At 70.1% G+C, this 26,088-nt stretch carries 22 protein-coding genes; 14 read left to right on the plus strand and 8 right to left on the minus strand.

Annotation, left to right across the window (positions count from 1 at the left end):
- The first annotated feature begins 123 nt into the window (after positions 1-123).
- The 7 genes from EAO75_RS21400 to EAO75_RS21430 all read left to right on the plus strand — a co-directional run bounded on the left by EAO75_RS21400 (position 124) and on the right by EAO75_RS21430 (position 7,158).
- A complete protein-coding gene (locus EAO75_RS21400; RefSeq protein WP_147996672.1) occupies positions 124-1,335 on the plus strand; it encodes a phosphoglycerate kinase in 1,212 nt (403 codons plus the stop codon).
- Positions 1,336-1,341: 6 nt separating this feature from the next.
- The gene (tpiA, locus tag EAO75_RS21405) at positions 1,342-2,118 is read left to right on the plus strand and encodes a triose-phosphate isomerase (protein ID WP_147996673.1); all 777 of its coding nucleotides are present in this window, start codon (positions 1,342-1,344) and stop codon (positions 2,116-2,118) included.
- Between the two features lie 102 nt (positions 2,119-2,220).
- The gene (secG, locus tag EAO75_RS21410; protein ID WP_147996674.1) at positions 2,221-2,451 is read left to right on the plus strand and encodes a preprotein translocase subunit SecG; all 231 of its coding nucleotides are present in this window, start codon (positions 2,221-2,223) and stop codon (positions 2,449-2,451) included.
- 200 nt (positions 2,452-2,651) lie between these two features.
- On the plus strand, positions 2,652-2,987 hold the full coding sequence (locus tag EAO75_RS21415; RefSeq protein ID WP_003976875.1) for an RNA polymerase-binding protein RbpA: 336 nt from the start codon (positions 2,652-2,654) through the stop codon (positions 2,985-2,987).
- Positions 2,988-3,133: 146 nt separating this feature from the next.
- Positions 3,134-4,402: an MFS transporter gene (locus EAO75_RS21420; protein WP_147996675.1), complete on the plus strand. Its 1,269-nt coding sequence runs from the start codon at positions 3,134-3,136 to the stop codon at positions 4,400-4,402.
- A gap of 52 nt (positions 4,403-4,454) precedes the next feature.
- Positions 4,455-6,107, plus strand: coding sequence for a glucose-6-phosphate isomerase (gene pgi / locus EAO75_RS21425; protein WP_147996676.1), 1,653 nt, complete (start codon positions 4,455-4,457; stop codon positions 6,105-6,107).
- Between the two features lie 94 nt (positions 6,108-6,201).
- The gene (locus tag EAO75_RS21430) at positions 6,202-7,158 is read left to right on the plus strand and encodes a hypothetical protein (RefSeq protein WP_147996677.1); all 957 of its coding nucleotides are present in this window, start codon (positions 6,202-6,204) and stop codon (positions 7,156-7,158) included.
- A gap of 33 nt (positions 7,159-7,191) precedes the next feature.
- Here EAO75_RS21430 and EAO75_RS21435 read toward each other — a convergent pair whose 3' ends face one another.
- From EAO75_RS21435 to EAO75_RS21445, 3 genes are read right to left on the minus strand one after another with little or no spacing between them, the layout of a single operon-like run.
- On the minus strand, positions 7,192-9,471 hold the full coding sequence (locus EAO75_RS21435) for an ABC transporter permease (protein WP_147996678.1): 2,280 nt from the start codon (positions 9,469-9,471) through the stop codon (positions 7,192-7,194).
- Positions 9,472-9,510: 39 nt separating this feature from the next.
- Positions 9,511-10,305 (minus strand): ABC transporter ATP-binding protein, encoded by a 795-nt coding sequence (locus EAO75_RS21440; protein ID WP_410092466.1) that lies wholly within the window; start codon positions 10,303-10,305, stop codon positions 9,511-9,513.
- Complete coding sequence (locus EAO75_RS21445) at positions 10,302-10,817, minus strand: PadR family transcriptional regulator (protein ID WP_147996679.1); 516 nt, start codon at positions 10,815-10,817, stop codon at positions 10,302-10,304. The genes EAO75_RS21440 and EAO75_RS21445 overlap by 4 nt, the downstream gene beginning before the upstream one ends.
- Before the next feature lie 126 nt (positions 10,818-10,943).
- On the opposite strand from EAO75_RS21445, the gene EAO75_RS21450 reads away from it, so the two are divergent.
- The 5 genes from EAO75_RS21450 to EAO75_RS21470 all read left to right on the plus strand — a co-directional run bounded on the left by EAO75_RS21450 (position 10,944) and on the right by EAO75_RS21470 (position 17,574).
- Positions 10,944-12,212 (plus strand): ABC transporter substrate-binding protein, encoded by a 1,269-nt coding sequence (locus EAO75_RS21450; RefSeq protein WP_147996680.1) that lies wholly within the window; start codon positions 10,944-10,946, stop codon positions 12,210-12,212.
- 139 nt (positions 12,213-12,351) lie between these two features.
- A complete protein-coding gene (locus tag EAO75_RS21455) occupies positions 12,352-13,995 on the plus strand; it encodes a glycoside hydrolase family 13 protein (protein WP_187284532.1) in 1,644 nt (547 codons plus the stop codon).
- A 40-nt stretch (positions 13,996-14,035) separates the two neighbouring features.
- Complete coding sequence (locus EAO75_RS21460; RefSeq protein WP_147996681.1) at positions 14,036-15,367, plus strand: ABC transporter substrate-binding protein; 1,332 nt, start codon at positions 14,036-14,038, stop codon at positions 15,365-15,367.
- 6 nt (positions 15,368-15,373) lie between these two features.
- On the plus strand, positions 15,374-16,738 hold the full coding sequence (locus EAO75_RS21465) for an ABC transporter permease subunit (protein WP_147996682.1): 1,365 nt from the start codon (positions 15,374-15,376) through the stop codon (positions 16,736-16,738).
- Entirely contained in the window at positions 16,735-17,574 is an 840-nt protein-coding gene (locus EAO75_RS21470) for a carbohydrate ABC transporter permease (protein ID WP_147996683.1), read from the plus strand. The genes EAO75_RS21465 and EAO75_RS21470 overlap by 4 nt, the downstream gene beginning before the upstream one ends.
- 80 nt (positions 17,575-17,654) lie before the next feature.
- Here the strand turns inward: EAO75_RS21470 and pgl are convergent, their stop codons facing one another.
- Genes pgl through tkt form a run of 5 tightly spaced genes read right to left on the minus strand, consistent with a single transcriptional unit; the run spans position 17,655 to position 24,386 of the window.
- Positions 17,655-18,437 carry a 6-phosphogluconolactonase gene (gene pgl, locus EAO75_RS21475; RefSeq protein ID WP_147996684.1) on the minus strand — a complete coding sequence of 261 codons (783 nt, stop codon included), beginning with the start codon at positions 18,435-18,437 and terminating at the stop codon, positions 17,655-17,657.
- Complete coding sequence (gene opcA, locus EAO75_RS21480) at positions 18,434-19,606, minus strand: glucose-6-phosphate dehydrogenase assembly protein OpcA (RefSeq protein ID WP_147996685.1); 1,173 nt, start codon at positions 19,604-19,606, stop codon at positions 18,434-18,436. The genes pgl and opcA overlap by 4 nt, the downstream gene beginning before the upstream one ends.
- Entirely contained in the window at positions 19,603-21,141 is a 1,539-nt protein-coding gene (zwf, locus tag EAO75_RS21485; protein WP_147996686.1) for a glucose-6-phosphate dehydrogenase, read from the minus strand. Before zwf ends, opcA begins: the two co-directional genes overlap by 4 nt.
- A 4-nt stretch (positions 21,142-21,145) precedes the next feature.
- On the minus strand, positions 21,146-22,264 hold the full coding sequence (gene tal / locus EAO75_RS21490) for a transaldolase (protein ID WP_147996687.1): 1,119 nt from the start codon (positions 22,262-22,264) through the stop codon (positions 21,146-21,148).
- A 34-nt stretch (positions 22,265-22,298) separates the two neighbouring features.
- Positions 22,299-24,386 carry a transketolase gene (tkt, locus tag EAO75_RS21495; RefSeq protein ID WP_147996688.1) on the minus strand — a complete coding sequence of 696 codons (2,088 nt, stop codon included), beginning with the start codon at positions 24,384-24,386 and terminating at the stop codon, positions 22,299-22,301.
- A 364-nt stretch (positions 24,387-24,750) separates the two neighbouring features.
- Between tkt and EAO75_RS21505 the strand changes: the two genes are divergently transcribed.
- Both EAO75_RS21505 and EAO75_RS21510 read left to right on the plus strand, forming a co-directional pair.
- Positions 24,751-25,719 (plus strand): heme o synthase, encoded by a 969-nt coding sequence (locus EAO75_RS21505; RefSeq protein ID WP_187284533.1) that lies wholly within the window; start codon positions 24,751-24,753, stop codon positions 25,717-25,719.
- Positions 25,720-25,777: 58 nt separating this feature from the next.
- Positions 25,778-26,068 (plus strand): hypothetical protein, encoded by a 291-nt coding sequence (locus EAO75_RS21510; protein ID WP_147996689.1) that lies wholly within the window; start codon positions 25,778-25,780, stop codon positions 26,066-26,068.
- Positions 26,069-26,088 lie beyond the last annotated feature (20 nt).

A 26,088-nucleotide genomic window follows, 5' to 3' on the forward strand; every position in this document is an offset into this window, starting at 1 on the left:
TGTGAGGGCAGGGCTCGGGCGGCGCAGGGACGCGCCGCCCGGGCCCTGACTCACGTGCAGACCAGCCCTCTTAGGATCACTGGCGATCCGAGCATCACGAACCCTCCTCGGGAGTCCCCTTCCATGAAGACGATCGACGAACTCCTCGCCGAAGGAGTCGCGGGCCGGCGGGTCTTCGTCCGCGCCGACCTGAACGTGCCGCTGGACGGCACCACCATCACCGACGACGGCCGCATCCGCGCCGTGCTGCCCACCGTCAAGGCCCTGGCCGAGGCGGGCGCACGCGTGGTCGTCGCCTCGCACCTGGGCCGCCCCAAGGGCGCCCCGGACCCCGCCTTCTCCCTGGCCTCTGCCGCCGCGCGCCTCGGTGAACTCCTCGGCGCCGACGTGGCGTTCGCGACCGACACGGTCGGCGAGTCCGCCCAGGCCGTCGTCGCCGGCCTCGCCGACGGCCAGGTCGCGGTCATCGAGAACCTCCGCTTCAACGCCGGCGAGACGAGCAAGGACGACGCCGAGCGCGCCGCCTTCGCCGACCAGCTGGCCGCCCTCGCCGACGTCTACGTCGGTGACGGCTTCGGCGCGGTGCACCGGGGGCACGCGTCGGTGTACGACCTCCCGGCGCGCCTGCCGCACTACGCCGGCTACCTCATCGCGAACGAGGTCGCTGTCCTGAAGAAGCTCACCGAGGACGTCAAGCGGCCGTACGTCGTCGCGCTCGGCGGCGCCAAGGTCTCCGACAAGCTCGCCGTCATCGACCAGCTGCTCGCCAAGGCCGACCGGCTGCTCATCGGCGGCGGCATGGCGTACACCTTCCTCAAGGCCAAGGGCTACGAGGTCGGCATCTCCCTCCTCCAGGCGGACCAGATCCCGGCCGTCACCGAGTACATGGAGCGCGCCGAGAAGAGCGGCGTCGAAATCGTCCTGCCGGTCGACGTCCTGGTCGCCGGCGAGTTCCCGGACCTGAAGACCAAGGCCCCGGCCAACCCCACGACCGTCGCCGCGGACGCCATCCCCGCCGACCAGGAGGGCCTGGACATCGGTCCGGAGACCCGCACGCTGTACGCCTCGAAGCTCGCCGACGCCGGCACCGTCTTCTGGAACGGCCCCATGGGCGTCTTCGAGCACCCCGACTACGCCGAGGGCACCAAGGCGGTCGCCCAGGCCCTCGTCGAGTCCAAGGGCTTCACCGTGGTCGGCGGTGGCGACTCCGCCGCGGCCGTCCGCACCCTGGGCTTCGACGAGACGGCATTCGGCCACATCTCGACCGGTGGCGGCGCCTCCCTCGAATACCTCGAGGGCAAGACGCTCCCCGGCCTCGCCGCACTGGAGGACTGACCCTTTATGAGCACGCGCACGCCGCTGATGGCGGGCAACTGGAAGATGAACCTCAACCACCTCGAGGCCATCGCGCACGTCCAGAAGCTCGCCTTCGCCCTGGCCGACAAGGACTACGACGCCGTCGAGGTCGCCGTCCTGCCGCCCTTCACCGACCTGCGCTCCGTGCAGACCCTGGTCGACGGCGACAAGCTGAAGATCAAGTACGGCGCCCAGGACATCTCGGCGCACGACTCCGGTGCCTACACCGGCGAGATCTCCGGCCCGATGCTGGCCAAGCTGAAGTGCACGTACGTGGCGATCGGCCACTCCGAGCGCCGCCAGTACCACGCCGAGACGGACGAGGTCGTCAACGCCAAGGTCAAGGCCGCGTACAAGCACGGCCTCACCCCGATCATGTGCGTCGGCGAGGAGCTGGAGGTCCGCGAGGCGGGCAACCACGTCTCCCACACCCTCGCCCAGGTCGAGGGCGGTCTGAAGGACCTCCCGGCCGAGCAGGCCGAGACGATCGTGATCGCCTACGAGCCCGTGTGGGCCATCGGCACCGGCAAGGTCTGCGGCGCCGAGGACGCCCAGGAGGTCTGCGCCGCGATCCGCGGCAAGGTCGCCGAGCTGTACACGCAGGACCTCGCCGACAAGGTCCGCATCCAGTACGGCGGCTCCGTGAAGTCGGGCAACGTCGCCGAGATCATGTCCCAGGCCGACATCGACGGCGCCTTGGTCGGCGGTGCCTCGCTGGACGCCGACGAGTTCGTCAAGATCGTACGGTTCCGCGACCAGTGAGTATGCGCTAAGCGCGGAACGTCGTACCCTTGCGGGGGCATAGCCCTGTGGCTGTGCCCCTGTCGTCCATCCAGATCCGAGGAAGTTGGTCCAGCCGTGGTTATGGGGTTCTCGATCGCCCTGCTCGTCTTCAGCGGGCTGATGATGCTGCTGGTGCTGATGCACAAGGGCAAGGGCGGCGGTCTCTCCGACATGTTCGGTGGCGGCATGCAGTCGTCCGTCGGCGGCTCCTCGGTCGCCGAGCGCAACCTCGACCGGATCACCATCGTGGTCGGTCTGCTGTGGTTCGCGTGCATTGTCGTGCTCGGCATCATGATGAAGGTCAACAACTGACCGGCACGCACAATCCACACGTAAGGCCCCATGTTCGGTACGCGCAGCTGAGCGCGGCCTATCATGGGGCTTGCGTCTTGGTGTGGGGCTATGTAACTCCAATCACTGGACGCGCGTTGGGCCTTACGTAGACTGAGGCGCTCGCAGCGAAGCGAAACGCCGACTCGCTTTGCGGCACCATCACGCAGGGAGTTACGACCGTGGCAAGTGGCAACGCGATCCGAGGAAGCCGGGTCGGGGCGGGGCCGATGGGCGAGGCCGAGCGGGGCGAGTCCGCGCCCCGGCTGCGCATCTCCTTCTGGTGCTCCAACGGGCACGAAACGCAGCCCAGCTTCGCCAGCGACGCGCAGGTTCCCGAAACCTGGGACTGCCCGCGCTGCGGCTTTCCCGCCGGACAGGACCGGGACAACCCGCCGGACCCGCCGCGCACCGAGCCCTACAAGACGCACCTCGCGTATGTACGGGAGCGGCGCAGTGACGCGGACGGCGAGGCGATCCTCGCCGAGGCGCTCGCCAAACTGCGGGGCGAGATCTAGGAGTTGAGGACCGGCCGGGTACCCGTGGGTGCCTGGCCGGACCCGTCCGACGCAGCGCCGGACTCCCGCTCCGGGGCCGATTGTCAGTGGCGCCCTCTACGGTTTGTGTATCGATCTTTCGTATCGACGGACCGGGAGGGGGAGCCTTGGCGACGGCTGAGACGGTGGGCGGGCGTGCCCCGGCATGGCGCGGTGGATTCGGACGGCTGTGGAGCGCCGCCGTGCTCTCCAGCTTCGGTGACTCCCTGCGTACGGCTGCCCTGCCGCTCCTCGCCGTGACGGTGACGGACCGGCCGCTGCTGATCGCCACGGTCACCGCCTGCGGCTATCTGCCGTGGATCGTCTTCGGGCTGCTCGGCGGCGCCGTCGCCGACCGGGTGGACCAGCGGCGCGCCATGTGGACGGTGGACGCGTTACGGGCACTGCTGGTCGGCGCGTTCGCCGTGGTCGTGGCGCTGGGGCACGCCTCGATCGGCCTGCTCATCGCGCTCGCCTTCACCCTGACCGCGCTCCAGACCCTGTTCGACAACGCCTCCACGGCCCTGCTTCCCGCCCTGGTGGACCGTGCCGCGCTCGGCAGCGCGAACGCCCGGCTGATGACCGGGCAGCGCATCGCGGGCGGACTGGTGGGCGGCCCGATCGTGCCGGTGCTGCTGGCCGCGGGGGCCGCCGCCCCCTTCGCCGCCGACGCCGCGACCTTCCTGGTCGCCGCCGCGCTGGTCGCCTCGCTGCGGACCGGGGCGCCCGAGCGGGGGCCGGCCGCGGCGGGCAGCACCCTGCGCCGGGAGATCGCGCAAGGACTGCGCACCCTGTGGCACGACCGGGCCCTGAGAGGCCTGTGCGCCGCCACCGCCCTGTGCAACATCGGCATGGGCGCCCAGCTCGCCACCCTGGTCGTCCTGGTGACCGGTTGGCTGGGCGCCGGCGCCGCGGGGTACGCGGCGGCGGGTGCCGCGTTCACCGTCGGCGGGCTGGCCGGGGGAGTGGCGAACGACCGGATCGTGCGGCGGCTGGGCCGGGTGCGGGCCGTGCTGATCGCGGGCGCCGTGCAGACCGGGGCGCTGATCGTCATGGGCACCGTGCGCAGCCTGGCCGTGCTGCTGGCGGCGCTGGTCGTCTTCGGCTTCATGGGCATGGTGTGGAACGTCAACACGACGACGCTCATGCAGCAGCGCACTCCCGTCGAGCTGCTGGGCCGGGTGGCCTCGGCCTTCCGGACCCTGGCCTTCGCCGGGGTGCCGCTCGGCGCCCTGCTGGGCGGCGGTGCCGCCACCGCCTGGGGCCTGAACACCCCGCCCCTGCTCACAGCGGCCTTTTTCGTGCTGGCCCTCGCCGCGCTGATACCCGCGGGCAAGACGGACGTACCTGTTGTTGCGCCGGACGACGACGACATGACAGCTCGCGTCCCGCGTTGATCAATTAGGTTGGAACAGCTGGGACAGGCACGAAAGAAGGCTGAAGTCGGACATGAACGCAGACGGCCGTACCAGGCTCAACCAGACGCCCGAGTGGACCGCGCTGGCCAAGCACCGCGAGGAGCTCGGCGAAGTGCGGCTGCGGGAGCTGTTCGCCGCCGAACCGGGGCGCGGCTCGGGCTACACCCTCCAGGTCGGCGACCTGCACATCGACTACTCCAAGCACCTGGTCACCGACGAGACGCTGCGGCTGCTGCGCGAGCTGGCCGCAGCGACGGACGTGTTCGGGCTGCGGGACGCCATGTTCCGCGGCGAGAAGATCAACACCACCGAGGACCGCGCCGTCCTGCACACCGCGCTGCGGGCCCCGCGCGAGGCGGTGATCGAGGTCGACGGGGAGAACGTCGTCCCGGGGGTGCACGCCGTTCTCGACAAGATGGCCGACTTCGCCGAGCGGGTCCGCTCCGGCGCCTGGACCGGCCACACCGGCAAGCGGATCAAGACCGTGGTCAACGTCGGTATCGGCGGCTCCGACCTCGGCCCGGCGATGGCATACGAGGTGCTGCGCAGCTTCACCGACCGCGACCTGACCGTCCGCTTCGTGTCGAACGTCGACGGGGCCGACCTGCACGAGGCCACCCGCGACCTGGACGCGGCCGAGACGCTGTTCGTCATCGCGTCCAAGACGTTCACCACGATCGAGACGATCACCAACGCCACGTCAGCGCGCAACTGGCTGCTGGGCGAGCTGAAGGCCGGACCGGAGGCCGTCGCCAAGCACTTCGTCGCTTTGTCGACGAACGCCGAGAAGGTCACCGACTTCGGCATCGACCCGGTCAACATGTTCGAGTTCTGGGACTGGGTCGGCGGACGCTACTCCTACGACTCGGCGATCGGCCTGTCGCTGATGATCGCCATCGGCCCGGACCGCTTCCGGGAGATGCTCGACGGTTTCCGGACCGTCGACGAGCACTTCCGCACCGCGCCCGCCGAGGCCAACGTGCCGCTGCTGCTCGGCCTGCTGGGCATCTGGTACGGCAACTTCCACGACGCCCAGTCGCACGCGGTGCTGCCGTACAGCCACTACCTGTCCAAGTTCACCGCGTATCTCCAGCAGCTGGACATGGAGTCCAACGGCAAGTACGTCGGCCGGGACGGGCGCGAGGTCGACTGGCAGACCGGGCCGGTGGTGTGGGGCACGCCGGGCACCAACGGCCAGCACGCGTACTACCAGCTGATCCACCAGGGCACCAAGCTGATCCCGGCGGACTTCATCGGCTTCGCCGAGCCGGTCGCCGAGATGAGCGACGAGCTCAAGGCGCAGCACGACCTGTTGATGGCGAACTTCTTCGCGCAGACGCAGGCGCTGGCGTTCGGCAAGACGCCTCAGGAGGTCCGTGCAGAGGGGGTGCCTCAGGAGCTGGTGACCCACAAGACGTTCAAGGGCGACCACCCGACGACCACGATCCTCGCGCGCGAGCTGACGCCCTCCGTGCTGGGCCAGTTGATCGCGCTGTACGAGCACAAGGTGTTCGTGCAGGGCGCGGTGTGGAACATCGACTCCTTCGACCAGTGGGGAGTGGAGCTCGGCAAGGTCCTCGCCAGGCGGGTCGAGCCCGCGCTGACCGAGGGTGCCGAGGTGCCGGGGCTGGACGCTTCGACGAAGGCGCTCGTCGCCAAGTACCGCGAGCTGCGCGGCCGGTAGTGACGGCTGATGCGGAAAGCGGGCGGCGCGTGGCCGTCCGCTTCCCGTAGAATCCCTCGCTGATCATGACAACGATCACTCGGGGGAGTGCAAGTTGACGTACCCACAAGGGAGTTGGACCGGCGGCACGCTGACCGCCCGGTCGTTCCTGAAGCCTCATCACGTGGCGCGGGCGGTGTTCCACCCGACCTGGATCCCTCAGTCGCTGGATCCTTCGGTGGACGCCCTCAAGCGCGTGCGGGTCATCGCCGGCGCGGTCGCGGCGTTCGGTGTCTACACCTTCGTCGAAGGCGGGTTCGCCTTCGACGAGATGCTGGACAACGCGGCGACCGCCAGTCTGGTCCTGCTGTTCATCACACCGCTCACGGTCGGCGTGATGCTCTACCTGTGGCAGCGCTCCGGCGCCGGCACGGTGGGGCAGCTGAAGGAGCCGCTGGTCAGGTCGCTGAAGTTGCTGCTGCTGTTCATCGGCTCGGCGCTCGGGACGGTGCTGATCTTCCAAATGGCCGGCTCCCTCGGGACACTCGGTGGCCTGCTGTTCAGCCTCGTGGGGCTCTGGATGGCGTTCTTCGTGATCGCCGGTGCCTACCGGATCTCGGGGAACTTCTTCGGCACCGCGGTCGTGCACCGCTGTCTGCCGCCGCTGCTGGCCACGGTGACGACATGGCTCATGGCCATCCCCGATCTCATCACGGGTGACCTGCACGGGCTCGGCCTCGCCATGGGCGTCTTCTTCATCCTGGGCGCCCCGGTGACGGTCACGACGATCGCCCTGCTGGAGATGGGCCGCCTGAAGAGCCGGTACGGCATCCGACTGGCGGATCATCCGGCCACCCTGCCGCCGCTGCCGACACCCACACCGCCGCCGCCCTCGACCCCGCCGCCACCGCCGCACGCACCGAACGGCTTCGTGCCGCCGCAGGGCAACCCGTACTACCGCTACGCGCCGGGCCCGCAGAATCCGTACGCCCCGCAGCCTCCGTACAACCCGCCGGCCCCGCCTCCGTACAACCCGCAGCAACCCCAGGGCCCTGGGCCCTACGGCGGCTGACCTCGCGGAACCAGGCGGCCCCGTCGGCGTCGCTCAGGCGGCCGCGCTCAGCGTGTCCGCGAGGCGGCGGCGGGCCGCGCGGGACGCCGGGACCGCGGCCAGGGCGGCCGCGCCGGTGACGGCCGCCGTGCCGAGCAACAGCAGGAGAACCGCGGGCGGTCCCTGGGCGATCCCCGCGCCGATGCCGCTCGATCTGCCCTGGGAGTCGATCAGCCAGTGCCCGAGCGGTACGCCCACGGCCGTGCCGATGACGGCCGCGGCCAGGGCGGTGAAGGCGGTGGATGTGACGGTGATCGCGGTGATCTGCCGTGGGGAGAGGCCGATGGCCTTCAGGGCCAGCAGGTCGCGCTCGCCCTCGCGGACGGTGCCGCCGATCGCGGTCAGCAGCTCGATGAGCCCGATCAGGGCCAGCACGGCGATCAGGCCCACGACGACTCCGCGCAGGGGAGACAGCCCGTCGGCGGGGTTCGGTACGGCGTGCACGTCCAGACGTCCCTGCCCGGCGTCGGCCAGCCGGTCGGCGACCTCGGCCGGGTCCGCGCCGGGGCGCAGCCGCAGCTCGTAGAGGGTGGGGCCGAGGCCGGGGTCGTTCTCGCGCAGGGTGTCGAGGGAGGTGGAGATGACCCGGCCGGCGTTCTCCGGCTCGATGCTGCGGCCCACGATGTGCAGGATCTGCGGCTGGTCGCCGACCGTCATCCGCACCCAGTCGCCGACCTTGACGTCCAGCAGCTCCAGCAACCCCTGCCCGGCGACCGCCTCGTCGCGGCCCAGCGCGGTGCGGCCCTCGGCCAGGGCGTACGGGTAGGGGTCCTGGTGGGTGCCGAGGCCGCGCAGGGCGATCGTGGCCGTCTGGCCCGGGACCAGGGCGGCCACCTCGACGCCCGGATAGGCGGCGGCGACCTGCGGGTCGCGTTCGAGCAGGGTGCGGGCGTCGGGGTCGGCGAGACCGGCGGCGTGGACCGTGAGGGCGGTCGGCAGGCCGATCTGTTCGGGGCGGCTGTCGAAGCGGTCGATGGTGGTCCACGCGCTCATCGCCACCACGATCAGCAGCAGCGGCAGAGCGAGGCGCGCGACCGTGGCCAGCGACCGCAGCCGCCGTGTGAACGCCCGGTGCCAGCCCAGCACCAGCGCGGGCGGCAGCCGCAGCCCGAGCGCCTGCCGGGCCGCACCCGACAGTCGCCCCCCGAGCGGAGCCGCACGCCGCGGCACGGGCACCGGCGGCACCCGCCCCGCCCGCCAGGCCGCGAGCCCCGTGGTCGCGCCGATGAACAGCACCGCACCGACCGGCACCGCGAACAGCGCCACGGTGTGTCCCGGCAGCCCCTGCCACACCCCGACCGCGTCCCCGAGCCGCCCCGGGATCAGGCTGCCCAGGGCCTGGATGACGGTCGCGGCGGCCACGGCACCCAGCAGTGCGTAGGCGAGGTGCTGGAGCAGGAAGACGCGGACCACCTGGCCCGGGGTGAAGCCGATCGCCTTCAGCACTGAGATGTCCCGCAGATGGCCGCGGATCCGGGTGCCGATCGCCCCGTGCACCGCCAGCCCGGCAGCGACCAGCGCACCCAGCCCGAACAGCCCCAGCACCTGCCCGAGCAGCCGGTTGTCGCCCTGAGCCTCGGCGCGGGCCTGCTTCCAGGTGGAGACTTCGCTGACCGCGCCGGAGCCCAGCACGGTGACGGCGCGCTGGACGGCGTAGTCCGTGTCGTCAGGGTTGGTCAGACGCAGTCCGATCACCTGGCCGCCCGTGTTCCGCACGGCGGCCGGCGGAGCCCAGACGAGCCCCGCCTGTTCGCCCGCGCGGTAGCGCGGCTCGGCGCTGTCGGCGATGCCGAGGACGGTGAGGGTCCGGCCGGTGCCGGGCAGGGTGAGGGTGTCGCCGGGGGCGGCCAGCAGAGCGCGGGCCAGTCGGCTCTCCAACACCACGCCGTCGGGGTTCGCGGGGTCCAGCCAGTGGCCGGAGGTGAGCAGCGGGCGGGCGACGGCGGGGCGCTCGGGGGTGCCGCGCAGTTCGACCGAGGCACGGGTGCCCCGGGAGGCGAGCGTGGTGGAGGCGGTGGGGTAGGGGCCCGCGACGGACTCGACGCCGTCGAGGCCGGCCAGCTTTCCGGTGTCGGCCGAGGCGCCGGTGTGCAGCCAGACATGGGCGCCGCGCGCTTGGGTGAAGACGCGCTGCCAGGGGTTGGTCGCATAGCCGAACAGGGCCGTGGCCAGCAGCAGCGAGACGACGATGCCGGCCGTGGCCAGCACGAGGAACAGTGCTTCGCCGCGGTGCGTGCGCAGATCGGAGTGCGCCCAGCGCAGGGTGGCTCGCATACGGCTCAGCCCTTCCAGGGATCGTCGTGGAGCCGCATCTCAGTCCCTGAGTTCCAGCACACCCGAGGTCCCTGCCCGGCGCGGCGGCAGGCCGCCGTCCAGTTCCGCGTCGTCGGCTATCCGGCCGTCGAAGAAGCTGATCACCCGGTCCGCGGCGCTCGCCAGCCGGGCGTCATGCGTGACCAGCACGATCGTCTGGCCCCGCTGATGGAACCGGGACAGCAGCCGCATCACCTCGCGGGTGCCCTTGCTGTCCAGGCTGCCGGCGGGTTCGTCGGCCAGCAGCAGCGGCGGCCGGTTCACCAGCGCCCTGGCCAGCGCGACCCGCTGCTGCTCACCGCCCGACAGCTCGCCCGGCATGCTGCGCTCCTTGCCCGCGATGCCCAGCTCGGCCAGCAGCTCCGTGCGCTCGGCGCGGGCCCGCTTCGGCGGGACGCCGGCCAGCAGGGCGGGCAGCTCGACATTGTCGGCGACGGACAGGTTGGAGACCAGGTTGAAGAACTGGAAGACGATCCCGATGCGCTTCCTGCGCTCCACCGACCAGCGGGCCTCGCTCCACCGGTCCGCGCACTCGCCGTCCAGCCAGATGCTCCCGCCGTCCGGCCGCTGCAGCCCGCCCAGCAGATGCAGCAAGGTCGACTTGCCGGCGCCGGACGGACCGGTGACGGCCACGAACTCGCCCCGCCGGACGGAAAGATCCACGCCCCGCACGGCATGCGCCGGAGCACCCTCGCCGTAATGCGTCTTGACCAGGCCCTCTGCACGCAGCGCAGGGTTCTGTGCACCCGGCACAGGACTCTCGGCGCGCAGCCCAGGAGTGGAATCGTCGCTCACTCCAGCTCCTCCAGCTCTTCCTGGCACCGCTCCAGCCAGTCGAGGTCGGCCTGAAGGTGCAGCATCGCGCCCTCGATCAGCAGATGGGCGATGCGGTTGTCCCGGTCTTCGGCGGCGGCCAGCTTCGACAGTTGACGCATGGTGTTCAGGTACTGACGCCGCTGTTTGTTGATCAGGGCGATCTGGTCGACGAGACCGGTCTGCGGGGCGAGAGCCAGTTTCATGAAGAACTCGTCCCGCACCCGAGGCTCGTCCTCGGTGTCCTCGAACCAGGCGCGCAGCGCCTCACGCCCGGCGTCGGTGAGGTGGTAGACCTTCTTGTTGGGACGACTCGACTGCTCGACGTCCTCGCCCTCTATCAGTCCCGATTTCTCGAGGCGGCCGAGGGTCACATAGATCTGGCCGACGTTCGGCTGAGGGTACGCGGAGCCCAGCAGTACCTCAAGGTCCTGCTTCAGCTCGTAACCATGCGCCGGGCCGCGCGCCAGCAGGGCCAGGAGGGGCAGCCGCACTCGTGCTCTCCTCCCGCTCCCGAGTTAATGTGCCGCAGGCCCTAGTATCGCGCATACCTAACAGGTATACATGGCCTCTGTTCCCCGGGCGAAGACGCCCGGTGCCAGGTGTACAGGGAGGAACCTATGCGGTGGATCCACGCCGCCGGTAGGGGCCTTCTCGTCCTCGTCGTGATCCTGACCGGCTACGCCGCCTCCGGCGCCCGTGCCGACGAGGGTCCCGCGGGTGGCAGGGGGCCACTGACCCTCGCCACCGCAGGAGACCTCACCGGCTATCTCGGCTCCGTGCTGGAGGGCTGGAACCGCACTCACCCCGACGAGAAGGTCACTCTCGTCGAGCTGCCCGACTCCGCCGACGAGACCCACGCGCAGATGACCACCGACCTGCGCGGCGGCGAGCGCGGCCGCTTCGACATCCTCAACATCGACGTCAGCTGGACCTCGGAGTTCGCCGCGCACGGCTGGATCCGTCCGCTCGCGCGCGACCGCTTCCCGCTGGACACCTTCCTGCCACCGGTCGTGGACACGGCGACCTACGACGGACAGCTGTACGCGGTCCCGTATGTCACCAACGCCGGCCTGCTCCTGTATCGCAAGGACATCCTCGCCAAGGAGGGCCTCGACCCGCCGCGCACCTGGGCCGAACTGGAACGGGCCGCGAAGACGGTCGCGCCCGAGTACGGCCTCGACGGCTACGCGGGCCAGTTCCTGCCGTACGAGGGCCTCACCGTCAATGCCGCCGAGGCCGTCTACTCCGCGGGCGGCTCGATCCTCGGCGACGAGGGCGAACGCGTCACCGTGAACTCGATGGCGGCCCGCGACGGCATCGACTTCCTCGCCAGGGGCGTGCGCGAGGGCTGGATCCCGAAGCAGGCGCTCACCTACAAGGAGGAGGAGTCCAAACAGGCCTTCCAGGACGGACGCCTGCTGTTCCTCCGTAACTGGCCGTACGCCTATGTCGGCGCGTCGGCCAAGGGCTCGCCCGTCGCCGGGAAGATCGGCGCCGTGCCGTTGCCGGGGCCGGACGGACCCGGGACCAGCGTGCTGGGCGGCTCCAACCTGGCCGTCAGCGCGCACACCGAGCACCCCGACTCGGCCGCGCGGCTGCTGGCGTATCTGACCAGCGAGCGCGTTCAACGGCAGGTCCTCACGCGCGGCGCGCTGCCGCCCGTACGGGCCGACCTCTATGAGGATCCGGAGCTGATCCGGGAGTTCCCGTATCTGCCGACCCTGCGCGAGAGCGTGCTCACGGCCGCGCCGCGGCCCAAGAGCCCGCGCTACGACCAGGTGAGCCTGGTGGTGCAGGCGGTCGTGCGCGATGCGATGACCGGGCGCGAGACGCCCGAGGCCGCCGTGCGACGGCTGGCGCGCGAGCTCGACGCCATCGCGCGCTGAGTAGTTACCTGTTAGGTAACGCCAGCATCTCATCTCTCTACATCTTGTCCCGTTGTGTCCGGGTTTTCGAGGTCAACTGTTCGGTAGCTTCCGTCCAGTTCATTGACACCCCCCGGAAACGGCTACTTAACATGCATGCATGCTGAGTAAGTACCACTGGTGGCGTGACGCGGTGATCTACCAGGTCTACGTCCGCAGTTTCCTCGACAGCACCGGCGACGGTGTCGGTGACCTCGCCGGGGTCAGGGCGGGGCTGCCGTACCTCAAGAAGCTCGGGGTCGACGGGATCTGGCTGAGCCCCTTCTACCCCTCCCCGCAAGCCGACCACGGCTACGACGTGGCCGACTACTGCGACGTAGACCCGCTCTTCGGCGACCTCGCCGAGTTCGACCTGCTGGTCGCGGCGGCACGGCGACTCGGCATCAAGGTGCTGCTCGACATCGTCCCCAACCACTGCTCCGGCGAGCACCGGTGGTTCGAGGAGGCGCTGGCCACCGAGCCCGGCAGCGCGGCCCGCGCCCGCTTCCACTTCGCCGACGGCCGTGGTCCCGAAGGGTCCGAGCCGCCCAACAACTGGCACGCGATGTTCGGCGGCCCGGCGTGGAGCCGGGTGACCGAGGCGGACGGGCAGGCCGGTCAGTGGTACCTGCACATGTTCACGCCCGAGCAGCCCGACTGGAACTGGCGCAATCCGGAGGTCGGCGCCGAGTTCGACCGGATCCTGCGCTTCTGGCTGGACCGGGGTGTCGACGGCTTCCGTATCGACGTCGCCGCCGGACTCTTCAAGCACCCGGAGCTGCCTGACTCCGACGACCCGGAGGCCGACGCCCGCACCCGCGACTCGGTCAACCCGCTCGCCTGGAACCAGCCCGAGGTGCACGCGGTGTGGCGCCAGTGGCGCTCCATATGCGAGGAGTACACCGCCCGAGACGGCCGTGAGCGCCTCCTCGTCGGCGAGGTGTCCGTGCCGACCGCCCGCGAGCACGCCCTGTACGTCCGCTCCGACGAACTCCACCAGGCGTTCTTCTTCGACCTGCTCAGCGCCCCCTGGGAGGCCGATGCCTTCCGCAAGGTCATCTCCGAGGCCATGCAGGACATAGCCGGCACGGGCTCGACGGTCACCTGGGTCCTCAACAACCACGACCAGGTCCGCACCGTCACCCGCTACGGCGAGCCCGCGCCCGAGGGCAGCGGCCTCGGTGCCGCCCGCGCCCGCGCCGCCGCGCTGCTGATGCTGGCGCTGCCCGGAGCCGCGTACATCTACCAGGGCGAGGAGCTGGGCCTGCCCGAGGTCGTCGACCTTCCCGACGACGTGCTCACCGACCCGATCTTCCGCCGCACCGGCAGCCGGGCCCGCATACGCGACGGCTGCCGGGTTCCGCTGCCGTGGTCGGGACAGGCGTCGCCGTTCGGCTTCACCTCCGGCGCGGAGAGTGCCAAGCCGTGGCTGCCGCAGCCGGAGTACTTCGCCGAGTACGCCACCGACCGCGCCCTCGCCGACACCCGCTCCTTCTGGCACCTGTACCGCGACGGCCTCCAACTGCGCGCCGGAATGCCCCAGTTGGGCGAGGGCACGCTGCGCTGGCTCGACAGCCCGCCCGGCGTCCTGGCCTTCGTGCGCGGTGACGGCCTCGTCTGCGCCGTCAACTTCGGTACGGCTCCCACCCCCGCGCCGGTCTCCGGCACCCCGCTGCTGTCGAGCGGCCCCTGCCCGGCCGGCGTCCTGCCCGGCTCCACCGCGGCCTGGTGGACGAGCGACGGGACCGAGTCCCGAACCCACTGAGTTTTCCGTCAGTTTCCCCATCCCCGAAGGGACATCAACGATGATGCGACGACGTACCACCCTGCTCACCGGCTGCACCGCACTCGTCCTGGCGCTCGGCGCGACCGCCTGCGGCGGCGGAGACGTCTCCGCCGGTGGCGGCGACAAGGCGCTCGGCGGCCAGACGGTCACCGTGGCCGGTGTCTGGTCCGGCAGCGAGCAGAAGAACTTCCAGAAGGTGCTGGACGCCTTCACCGAGAAGACCGGCGCGAAGACCCAGTTCACGTCCACCGGGGACAACGTCTCCACCGTCGTCGGCAGCAAGATCGAGGGCGGCAACGCCCCCGACGTGGTGATGGTCCCGCAGGTCGGCGTGCTGAAGCAGTTCGCGCAGAACGGCTGGCTCAAGCCGCTGTCCGGCGCGGCCCAGAAGTCCGTGGACACCAACTTCGCACCCGTGTGGAAGAACTACGGCACCGTCGACGACACCCTCTACGGCCTCTACTTCAAGGCCGCCCACAAGTCGACCGTCTGGTACAGCCCCGACGCCCTCACGCAGGCGGGCGTCGAGCCGCCGGAGACGTACGACGACATGCTGAAGGCCGGCCAGACCGTCTCCGACTCCGGACTCGCCGCCTTCTCGGTAGCAGGGCAGGACGGCTGGACGCTGACGGACTGGTTCGAGAACGTCTACCTCTCCCAGGCCGGACCCGAGAAGTACGACGCCCTCGCCTCGCACGAGCTGAAGTGGACCGACGCGTCGGTCGTCGAGGCGCTCACCACCCTCGGCAAGCTGTTCAAGGACAAGCAGCTGATCGCGGGCGGTCAGAAGGGTGCCCTCAACACTGACTTCCCGGGCTCGGTGGAGAAGGTGTTCGGGCCGAAGCCCGAGGCCGGCATGGTCTACGAGGGCGACTTCGTCGCGGGCGTCGCCAAGGACCAGTTCGGCAAGAAGATCGGCGAGGACGCGAACTTCTTCCCGTTCCCGGCGGTCGGCGGCGGCAAGGCGCCCGTGGTCAGCGGCGGTGACGCGGCCGTCGTCCTGAAGGACGGCAAGAACCAGAAGGCCGGCATGGCCCTCCTGGAGTACCTGGCGACGCCGGAGGCCGCAGCCGTGTGGGCGGAGGCCGGCGGCTTCCTGTCCCCGAACAAGAACGTCGACCTCGCGTCGTACGGCGACGACGTCACCCGCGAGACCGCCAAGTCCCTCGTCTCGGCGGGCGATTCGGTGCGCTTCGACATGTCCGACCAGGCCCCGGCGGCCTTCGGCGGCACCAAGGGCGCAGGCGAGTGGAAGCTGCTCCAGGACTTCCTGCGCGACCCGTCGGACCCGAAGGGCACCGCGGCGAAGCTGGAGGCCGCGGCGGCCAAGGCGTACCAGGGCCAGGGCTGACCGGACATGACCGCCACTCTCGTGAATGAGGCGAGCCGGGGGGCCGCCGTGGGTCCGGGCAAGGAACGTGCCCGGCGCTCGCGGCGGCGCGCCCGGATCATCGCCCTGCTCTTCGTGTTCCCCGCGCTGCTCCTGCTGGGCGCGCTGGTCGTCTACCCCGTGCTGTTCTCCGTCGGGCGCAGCTTCTTCGACGCCTCCGGCACCCGTTTCGTGGGCGGCGAGAACTACAGCGAGATGTTCCGCGACCCGGCCACCCTCAAGGCCATCCGCAACACCACGATCTGGGTCGTCGTGGCCCCGGCCCTGCTCACGGGCCTCGGCCTGATCCTGGCCGTGCTGGTGGAGAAGGTCCGCTGGGCGACCGCGTTCAAGCTGCTGCTGTTCATGCCGATGGCCGTGTCCTTCCTGGCCGCCGGCATCATCTTCCGCCTCGCCTACGACGAGGACCCGGACAAGGGCGTGCTGAACGCCGCCGCCGTCTCCGTGCACGACGCCTTCCAGGGCACGTCGACCTATCCGACGGCCCGGGCGCGCGACGGGCAGGGGCTGACGAAGGACGCGGACGGCTCGTACCGCACGAGCGCGAGCGTGTCGCCGGGTGAGGCGGTGACGCTCGGCCTGGTCGGTGTGCTGCCGGACGACCTGCCGGGAGGCGTCGAGCCGGCGTACTCGGCGGCAGGGCAGCAGGCCGCCGCCGGTGAGCTGCGCGGTGTGGTGTACCTCGACTTCACGCCCGGCGGGGGAGGGGAACAGGGCAAGGTGGACCGGCGGGAGAACGGGCTGCCGGAGATGAAAGTCGAGGCGGTGCGCGCCGGGGAAACGGTCGCCACGGCGACGACGGCGTCCGACGGTTCCTTCCGCTTCGAGGGGCTGGACGACGGCTCGTACTCGGTGCGGCTGCCGGCCTCGAACTTCGCCGCTCCCTACGACGGCATCTCCTGGCTCGGGCCCACGCTCGTCACGCCGGCGATCATCGGGGCGTACCTGTGGATCTGGACCGGCTTCGCGATGGTCCTGATCGGTGCCGGCCTCTCGACCCTCCCCCGGGACGCGCTGGAGGCGGCGCGGATGGACGGCGCGAACGAGTGGCAGATCTTCCGCAGGATCACGGTGCCGCTGCTGGCACCGGTGCTGACGGTCGTCTTCATCACGCTCGTCATCAACGTGATGAAGGTCTTCGACCTCGTCTACATCATCGCGCCCGGTCCGGTGCAGGAGGACGCGACCGTGCTCGCGACGCAGATGTGGCTGGTGTCGTTCGGCGGCGGCAACAACCAGGGCCTGGGCAGCGCGCTGGGCGTCCTGCTTCTGCTGCTGGTGATCCCCGCGATGGTCTTCAACGTCCGCCGCTTCCGAAGGAGTCAGCGATGAACGCGGTCAGGCGGGGCCTGGGCAACTCACTGGTGCAGGCCTTCCTCGTGGTGATCGGGCTGGTCTGGCTGACCCCGTTGGCCGGGCTGTTCCTGTCCTCGCTGCGGTCCGCCGAGGAAACGGCGGGCGGCGGCTGGTGGACGGTGTTCGCCAGCCCCGGCCAGCTGTCCTTCGACAACTACTCGGCGCTGCTGGGCAACGCCGGGATCACCCAGGCGTTCTGGAACACCGTGCTGATCTCGGTGCCGGCGACGCTGCTGGTCGTCGTCCTCGCGGCGCTCGCCGGGTACGCCTTCGCCTGGCTGGACTTCCCCGGCCGCGAGGCGCTCTTCCTGGTCGTCGTGGCGCTGCTCGTGGTGCCCGTGCAGATCGGGCTGCTCCCGGTCGCCAAACTCTTCGGTCAGCTGGGGCTGTTCGGCACGATTCCCGGCGTCGTCCTCTTCCACGTGGCGTACGGGCTGCCGTTCGCGGTGTTCCTGCTGCGGAACTACTTCGCCGAGATGCCGAAGGAGATGCTGGAGGCGGCGCGGATGGACGGTGGCAGCGAGTGGCGGATCTTCACGCGGCTCGTGCTTCCCGTGGGGCGGCCCGCGATCGCCTCGCTGGCCATCTTCCAGTTCCTGTGGGTGTGGAACGACATGCTGGTGGCGCTGCTGTTCGCCGACAGTGCTTCCCAGCCGTTGACCGTTGAACTCCAGTCCCAGATACGGCAGTTCGGCAGCAACATCGATGTGCTGGCGCCCGGGGCGTTCGTGTCCCTGGTGGTGCCGGTGGTGGTGTTCTTCGCGTTCCAGCGGCACTTTGTGCAGGGGGTCATGGCGGGTTCGGTGAAGTAGCCCGGAAAGGGCCTCGCCCTCGAACGCCGGAGGGGCTGAAAGGAATCAGCCCCTCCGGCGTTCGAGGAGTGGGGGTCCGCTTACGAAGACGCCGGTGGATACAGCGACCGCGGCAGCTGTGACGCCGCCGCCGCGTCCAGGAGCCACAGCGTCCTGGAACGCCCGTACGCCCCCGCCGCCGGAGCCTGGATCTCCCCCGCACCCGACAGCGCGATCGCCGCGGCCTGCGCCTTGTCCTCGCCCGCCGCCAGCAACCACACCTCACGTGCCGCCCGGATCGCGGGAAGCGTGAGGGTCACACGGGTCGGCGGAGGCTTCGGCGCGCCGTGCACCCCGACGACCGTGCGCTGCGTCTCCCGTACCGCGGGCAGTTCCGGGAACAGAGAGGCGACGTGGGTGTCGGGACCCACGCCCAGCATCAGGACGTCGAAGGTGGGCACCGAACCGTGGTTCTCGGGACCCGCCGCCCTCGCCAGTTCCTCCGCGTACGCGGAAGCGGCCGCCTCCACGTCCGCGCCGAACGGACCGTCCGACGCGGGCATGGCATGCACCCGCTTCGGATCCAGCGGCACCGCGTCCAGCAGAGCCTCGCGGGCCTGCGTGACATTGCGGTCGGGGTCGCCCTCGGGGAGGAAACGCTCGTCGCCCCACCACAGGTCGAGCCGGCCCCAGTCGACGGCGTCCCGCGCGGGGGCGGCCGCCAGCGCGGCCAGCAGGCCGTTGCCGTTGCGGCCGCCCGTGAGGACCACGGACGCCGAGCCCCGGGAGGCCTGGGCGTCCACGATCTTCGTGATCAGCCGGGCCGCCGCGGCCTGCGCCATCAGCTCCTTGTCGCGGTGCACGACGAGCTGCGGAGTACTCACTTCGCCGCCGCCTTCTTCACTTCCTGCGCCGTCGCTTCCTTCGCGGATGCTTCAGCAGCGACCTTGGAGGGCGCCCCGGCCGGTTCTCCTTTGGCCGGTGACTCCCCTTTGTCCGCCTGGGTCTTGCCTTCGGCCTCCTCGGCCGGCGGCTCCCCGACCCGGGCCACGGCGGCCTGGGCCAGCGCCACGGCCTGCTCCGCCTTGGCCACGGCGGCCTCGGCGCCCCGAACCGTGGCGGCCGGCACGGAGTTCAGCCGCTCCACCCCGAACCGCAACGCCGACGCGTAGGTGTCGTCCGGGTCGAGCCGCCGCAGTTCCTCCGCGATCAGCTCGGCCGTCTCCCGCCGCTTCAGCGCCACGGCACGGTCCGGCTGGCCCTCGATGGAGAGGGTCGCCAGGGAGCCGTCCGCCCGGTCGAGCTTGATCGGGCCGCAGTCGGTGTCCATGCGGACCGCCGTCAGACCGGGGCCCGACGACAGCGACCGCTTGACGGGGACGTCCAGCCGGTCCGCGAGCCACATCGCCAGCAGCTCACAGCTCGGATTGAACTCCTCGCCCTCCACCTCGACGGCCTTCACTTCGCAGACCACCTGGTCCAGAGCCGCCGCCAGCATCGAGCGCCAGGGCGTGATCCGGGTCCAGGACAGGTCGGTGTCGCCGGGTGTGTAGGTGTCGGCGCGGGACGACAGTTCCCGTACCGGCTGCTCCGAGGCGTAGGTGTCGGTCACCCGGCGCTGGGCCAGTGCGCCCAGCGGGTCGTTCGCCGGGTCGATCGGCGCGTTCACCGGCCACCAGACCACCACCGGGGCGTCCGGCAGCAGCAGGGGGAGGACGACGGACTGCGCGTGGTCGGACACTTCGCCGTACAGGCGCAGGACGACCGTCTCGCCGGTGCCCGCGTCCGCGCCCACCCGCACCTCGGCGTCCAGCCGTGACTGCGTACGGTCGCGGGGCGAGCGCGAGACACGCTTGATGACCACGAGCGTGCGCGAGGGGTGCTCGCGCGAGGCGTCGTTCGCGGCCTTCAGGGCGTCGTACGCGTTCTCCTCGTCCGTGACGATGACCAGAGTGAGCACCATGCCGACGGCCGGCGTGCCGATGGCCCGGCGACCCTGCACCAACGCCTTGTTGATCTTGCTGGCTGTGGTGTCCGTGAGGTCTATCTTCATGGCCGGCGCCAGCTCCGTCCCTCTCGTGCGAGCATTTCGTCCGCCTCGACGGGCCCCCACGTACCGGACGGGTACTGGGCGGGCCTGCCGTGCTGGTCCCAGTACTGCTCGATCGGGTCGAGGATCTTCCAGGACCGCTCGACCTCCTCGGTGCGCGGGAAGAGGTTCGAGTCGCCCAGGAGGACGTCCAGGATCAGGCGCTCGTACGCCTCCGGGCTGGACTCCGTGAAGGACTCGCCATAGGCGAAGTCCATCGACACGTCCCGGATCTCCATCGAGGTGCCGGGCACCTTGGAGCCGAAGCGGACCGTGACGCCCTCGTCGGGCTGGACGCGGATCACGATCGCGTTCTGGCCCAGCTCCTCGGTGGCCGTCGTGTCGAAGGGGGAGTGCGGGGCGCGCTGGAAGACGACCGCGATCTCCGTGACGCGCCTGCCGAGCCGCTTGCCGGTGCGCAGGTAGAAGGGGACGCCCGCCCAGCGGCGGTTGTCGATCTCCACCTTGATCGCGGCATAGGTGTCCGTCTTGGACTTGGGGTCGATGCCCTCCTCCTGGAGGTAGCCGACCGCCTTCTCGCCGCCCTGCCAGCCGGCCGCGTACTGCGCGAACACGGTGTCGCGGCCCAGGTCCTTCGGCAGCCGTACGGCACCGAGCACCTTGGTCTTCTCGGCGGCCAGCGCGTCCGCGTCGAAGGAGGCGGGCTCTTCCATGGCCGTCAGGGCCATCAGCTGGAGCAGGTGGTTCTGGATGACGTCACGGGCGGCGCCGATGCCGTCGTAGTAGCCGGCCCGGCCGCCGATGCCGATGTCCTCGGCCATGGTGATCTGCACGTGGTCCACGAAGGACCGGTTCCAGATCGGTTCGAACATCGTGTTGGCGAACCGCAGCGCCAGGATGTTCTGGACGGTCTCCTTGCCCAGGTAGTGGTCGATGCGGAAGACCTGGTCCGGGGCGAAGACCTCGTGGACGACCTTGTTGAGCTCCTCGGCCGAGGCGAGGTCGTGGCCGAAGGGCTTCTCGATGACCGCGCGGCGCCAGGAGCCGCTGCTCTGGTCGGCGAGGCCGTGCTTCTTGAGCTGCTGGATGACCACCGGGAAGGAGCGCGGCGGCACCGACAGGTAGAAGGCGAAGTTGCCGCCCGTGCCCTGTGCCTTGTCCAGCTCCTCGATGGYGCCGCGCAGCCGCTCGAAGGCCTCGTCGTCGTCGAAGGTGCCCTGCACGAAGCGCATCCCCTGGATGAGCTGCTGCCAGACCTCCTCGCGGAAGGGCGTGCGGGCGTGCGCCTTGACCGAGTCGTGGACCTCCTGCGCGAAGTCCTCGTTCGCCCACTCGCGGCGGGCGAAACCGACCAGAGAGAAGCCTGGCGGCAGCAGACCCCGGTTGGCGAGGTCGTACACGGCAGGCATCAGCTTTTTACGTGACAAATCGCCCGTAACGCCGAAGATCACCAGGCCCGACGGCCCCGCGATACGCGGGAGCCGTCGGTCGGCGGCGTCACGAAGCGGATTCGCTTCAGTGACGTTAAAGGGTGACAAGGGATCAGCCCTCCGAGGGGGCGAGGCGCTCCAGCACTGCCTCGGTCGACTTGAGCAGGTCGTTCCAGGACGCCTCGAACTTCTCGACGCCTTCGTCCTCCAGCAGCTGCACCACGTCGTCGTACGAGATGCCGAGCCGCTCGACCGCGTCGAGGTCGGCACGGGCCTGCTCGTAGGTCCCGGCGACGGTGTTGCCGGTGATCTCGCCCTTCTCCTCCGTGGCGTGGAGGGTGGCCTCGGGCATGGTGTTGACCGTGTTCGGGGCGACCAGGTCGTCGACGTAGAGGGTCGGCTTGTACGCCGGGTCCTTCACGCCGGTCGACGCCCACAGCGGACGCTGCTTGTTGGCGCCCGCGCTCTCCAGCACGCTCCAGCGGTCCGAGGAGAAGACCTCCTCGTACGCCTGGTAGGCGAGGCGCGCGTTGGCCACGCCCGCCTTGCCGCGCGCGGCCTTGGCCTCGTCGGTGCCGAGCGCGTCGAGGCGCTTGTCGATCTCGGTGTCCACGCGGGACACGAAGAAGGACGCCACCGAGCGGATCAGCGACAGGTCCAGGCCGCGCTCCTTGGCCTTCTCCAGACCGGCCAGGTAGGCGTCCATGACCTCGCGGTAGCGCTCCAGCGAGAAGATCAGCGTGACGTTGACGCTGATGCCGAGGCCGATGACCTCGGTGATCGCCGGGAGGCCCGCCTTGGTGGCCGGGATCTTGATCAGGGTGTTGGGACGGTCGACCAGCCAGGCCAGCTGCTTGGCCTCGGCGATCGTCGCGCGGGTGTGGTGCGCGAGCCGCGGGTCGACCTCGATGGAGACCCGGCCGTCCTGACCGCCGGTGGCGTCGAAGACCGGGCGCAGGATGTCGGCGGCGTCACGGACGTCCGCCGTGGTGATCATGCGGATCGCCTCTTCGACCGTCACCTTGCGGGCGGCGAGGTCGGCGACCTGCTGCTCGTAGCCGTCACCGCCGCTGATCGCCTTCTGGAAGATCGACGGGTTGGTCGTGACACCCACGACGTGCTGCTGGTCGATCAGCTCGGCGAGATTGCCGGACGTGATGCGCTGGCGCGACAGGTCGTCCAGCCAGATCGCGACGCCCTCCTCGGAGAGGCGCTTGAGTGCGTCTGTCATGGAAAATCAAACTCCTACGTCTCGTATGTGAGCGTCAGCGCTGGGCCGCGGCGAGGGATTCCCGCGCGACGGCAGCCACGTTCTCGGCAGTGAAGCCGTACTCCCGGAAAAGGACCTTGCCGTCGGCCGAAGCACCGAAGTGCTCCAGGGAAACGATGCGACCCGCGTCCCCGACGTACTTGTGCCAGGTCAGACCGATGCCGGCCTCGACCGCCACCCGCGCCTTGACGGCCGGCGGCAGGACGCTGTCCCGGTACCCCTGGTCCTGCTCCTCGAACCACTCCACGCACGGCATGGACACGACCCGCGTCGGCACACCGTCGGCCTGGAGCCGCTCGCGCGCCTCGACGGCCACGTGCACCTCGGAGCCGGTCGAGATGAGGACGACCTGCGGCTCGCCGCCTTCGGCCTCGAACAGCACGTAGCCACCGCGCACGGCGTCCTCGTTGGCCTCGTACACCGGTACACCCTGACGGGTCAGCGCGAGCCCGTGCGGGGCACCCTTGCCGAACTCCTTCGTGTAGCGCTTGAGGATCTCGCGCCAGGCGATCGCGGTCTCGTTGGCGTCCGCCGGACGGACCACGTTGAGACCGGGGATGGCGCGCAGGGACGCGAGGTGCTCGATCGGCTGGTGGGTCGGGCCGTCCTCACCGAGACCGATGGAGTCGTGCGTCCAGACGTACGTCACCGGCAGGTGCATCAGCGCCGACAGACGTACGGCGTTGCGCATGTAGTCGGAGAAGACCAGGAACGTACCGCCGTAGACACGGGTGTTTCCGTGCAGGGTGATGCCGTTCATCTCCGCGGCCATGGAGTGCTCGCGGATGCCGAAGTGGATCGTGCGGCCGTACGGGTCCGCCTCCGGGAGCGGGTTGTCCGCCGGGAGGAACGACGACGTCTTGTCGATCGTCGTGTTGTTGGAGCCGGCCAGGTCGGCCGAGCCGCCCCACAGCTCCGGGATGACCGCACCCAGCGCCTGGAGCACCTTGCCGGACGCGGCACGGGTGGCGACGCCCTTGCCGGGCTCGAAGACCGGGAGCTTCTCCTCCCAGCCGGTGGGCAGCTCGCCCTTGCTGATGCGGTCGAACTCGACAGCGCGCTCGGGGTTCTTGTCGCGCCACAGCTGGAACGACTTCTCCCACTCGGCCTTCGCCTCGGCGCCCCGATCCAGCGCCTCGCGGGTGTGGCCGATGACCTCGTCGCTGACCTCGAAGGACTGCTCCGGGTCGAAGCCGAGGACGCGCTTGGTGGCCGCGACCTCGTCGTCGCCGAGCGCCGAGCCGTGGGCGGCCTCGGTGTTCTGCGCGTTCGGGGCGGGCCAGGCGATGATCGAGCGCATCGCGATGAAGGACGGCTTGTCCGTCACCTGCTTCGCGGCCTCGATCGCGTTGTAGATGGCGTGCGGGTCGAGGTCGCCGTCCGGCTTCGGGGCGATGCGCTGCACATGCCAGCCGTAGGCCTCGTACCGCTTGACCGTGTCCTCGGAGACGGCCGTCTCCGTGTCGCCCTCGATCGAGATGTGGTTGTCGTCCCACAGCAGGATCAGATTGCCGAGCTGCTGGTGGCCGGCCATCGAGGACGCCTCGGCGGAGATGCCCTCCTGGAGGCAGCCGTCACCGGCGATGGCGTAGACGAAGTGGTCGAAGGGGGAGGTGCCCTCCGCGGCCTCCGGGTCGAACAGACCGCGCTCGTAGCGGGCGGCCATCGCCATGCCGACGGCGTTGGCGACACCCTGGCCCAGCGGGCCGGTCGTCGTCTCGACGCCCGTGGTGTGGCCGTACTCCGGGTGGCCCGGGGTCTTCGAACCCCACGTCCGGAACGCCTTCAGGTCGTCCAGCTCCAGACCGAAGCCGGCCAGGTAGAGCTGGGTGTAGAGGGTCAGGGACGAGTGGCCGGCGGACAGCACGAAGCGGTCGCGACCGACCCACTCGGCGTCCGCGGGGTCGTGCCGCATCACCTTCTGGAAGAGGGTGTAGGCGGCGGGTGCCAGGCTCATCGCCGTACCCGGATGGCCGTTTCCGACCTTCTGTACGGCGTCGGCGGCCAGGACGCGGGCGGTGTCGACAGCCCGCTGGTCCAGCTCGGTCCACTCGAGGTCTGTGGTGGTCGGCTTGGTGCTCACCCTGGGTCAGGGCTCCTCTCCACATGTCGGTTGCCGGTGTCACGGGCACACAAGCCCACCGGCTGCCGGCGTACTCGGCGTCGGCCGGCCGTTGTCGAGCCTACCCCCGGAAGTACGTGCGTTTTTTCGACTCATTCCAGACTGCCGGGCGTCGTCGGGATGTGCCTCCCGACTGGGTCGTTCCACATTCGGCAAGTGAATACGGAGCCGCTCATCCGGGTGCTCAATCGAGCTTCGACGCGCCCGTCGGACCACCCCCTCCAACACGACCCCACCCCCGCGAATATCCGGGTCTGGGCAACGTCTACAGTGGCGTGGTACGCGCGAGCCTTTACCGGGACTTCACACGGGGAGGCTTGCTGGGATGTCTCTGTCAGGGGTGTGCGTGACGGCCGTTGAATCCCGTCCAGCGGGGATTATCGGGACGAGCCAGAGCCCGAGCCGGCGGCCGATCGGGGCCCGGGTCAAGGCGTTCGTGGCGTTGACCAAGCCGCGGATCATCGAGCTGCTGCTGATCACCACCGTTCCGGTGATGTTCCTGGCAGAGCAGGGTGTGCCGGACCTGACGCTGGTCCTTCTCACCTGCGTCGGCGGCTACCTCTCCGCCGGCGGCGCCAACGCGCTGAACATGTACATCGACCGCGACATCGACGCGCTCATGGACCGCACCTCGCAGCGCCCGCTGGTCACCGGGATGGTCAGCCCGCGCGAGTGCCTGGTCTTCGGCATCACGCTGGCGATCGCGTCGACGCTGCTGTTCGGCCTGACCGTCAACTGGCTGAGCGCCTGGCTCTCGCTGGGCGCACTCCTCTTCTACGTCGTCGTCTACACGATGATCCTCAAGCGCCGTACGTCGCAGAACATCGTGTGGGGCGGCATCGCGGGCTGCATGCCGGTCCTGATCGGCTGGTCCGCGGTCACGGACTCCCTGTCCTGGGCCCCGCTCATCCTCTTCATGGTGATCTTCTTCTGGACGCCGCCGCACTACTGGCCGCTGTCCATGAAGGTCAAGGAGGACTACGCGCGCGTGGGCGTCCCGATGCTCCCGGTCATCGCCTCCAACAAGGTCGTCGCCAAGCAGATCGTCATCTACAGCTGGGTGATGGTGGCGGTGTCGCTCCTGTTGACGCCGCTCGGCTACACGGGCTGGTTCTACAGCGCGGTCGCCCTGGGCGCGGGCGGCTGGTGGCTGTGGGAGGCGCACGCGCTCCAGAACCGCGCGAAGGCGGAGGTGACGGGCGGCAAGCTGAAGGAAATGCGCCTGTTCCACTGGTCGATCACGTATGTGTCGCTGCTGTTCGTGGCGGTGGCCGTGGACCCGTTCCTGCGCTGACGCACGTCACAGTGCCCTGCCCTCGCCAGCTGATCTACCCGTGAGTAGCATCCTGGTCATGGCAGACAAGGTGGCCAAGCTGGCCAAGCAGATCAACACCTTCGCGAAGTCCCACGGCGGCGCCGAGGCCCAGGTGGCCTACATCGGTGAGCGGGGCGCCCGGATCGTGCTCGTCGGCGAGGACGGCGGCTGGGGCGACCTGGTGGCACCGTCGTACGAGACCGCCGAGCAGGCCGTGGAGAAGGCCGGCGTCACGCGCCACGAGTCCTTCGACGGCGAGTTCGCGGCGAAGGTGACGACGGGCGAGTACGAGTGGAAGAGGATGGCCGGCATCCAGCTCGGCGGCTGAACAACGCCCTCTTTTGAGGG

Source organism: Streptomyces sp. UW30 (assembly GCF_008042075.1).
Classification (GTDB): domain Bacteria; phylum Actinomycetota; class Actinomycetes; order Streptomycetales; family Streptomycetaceae; genus Streptomyces.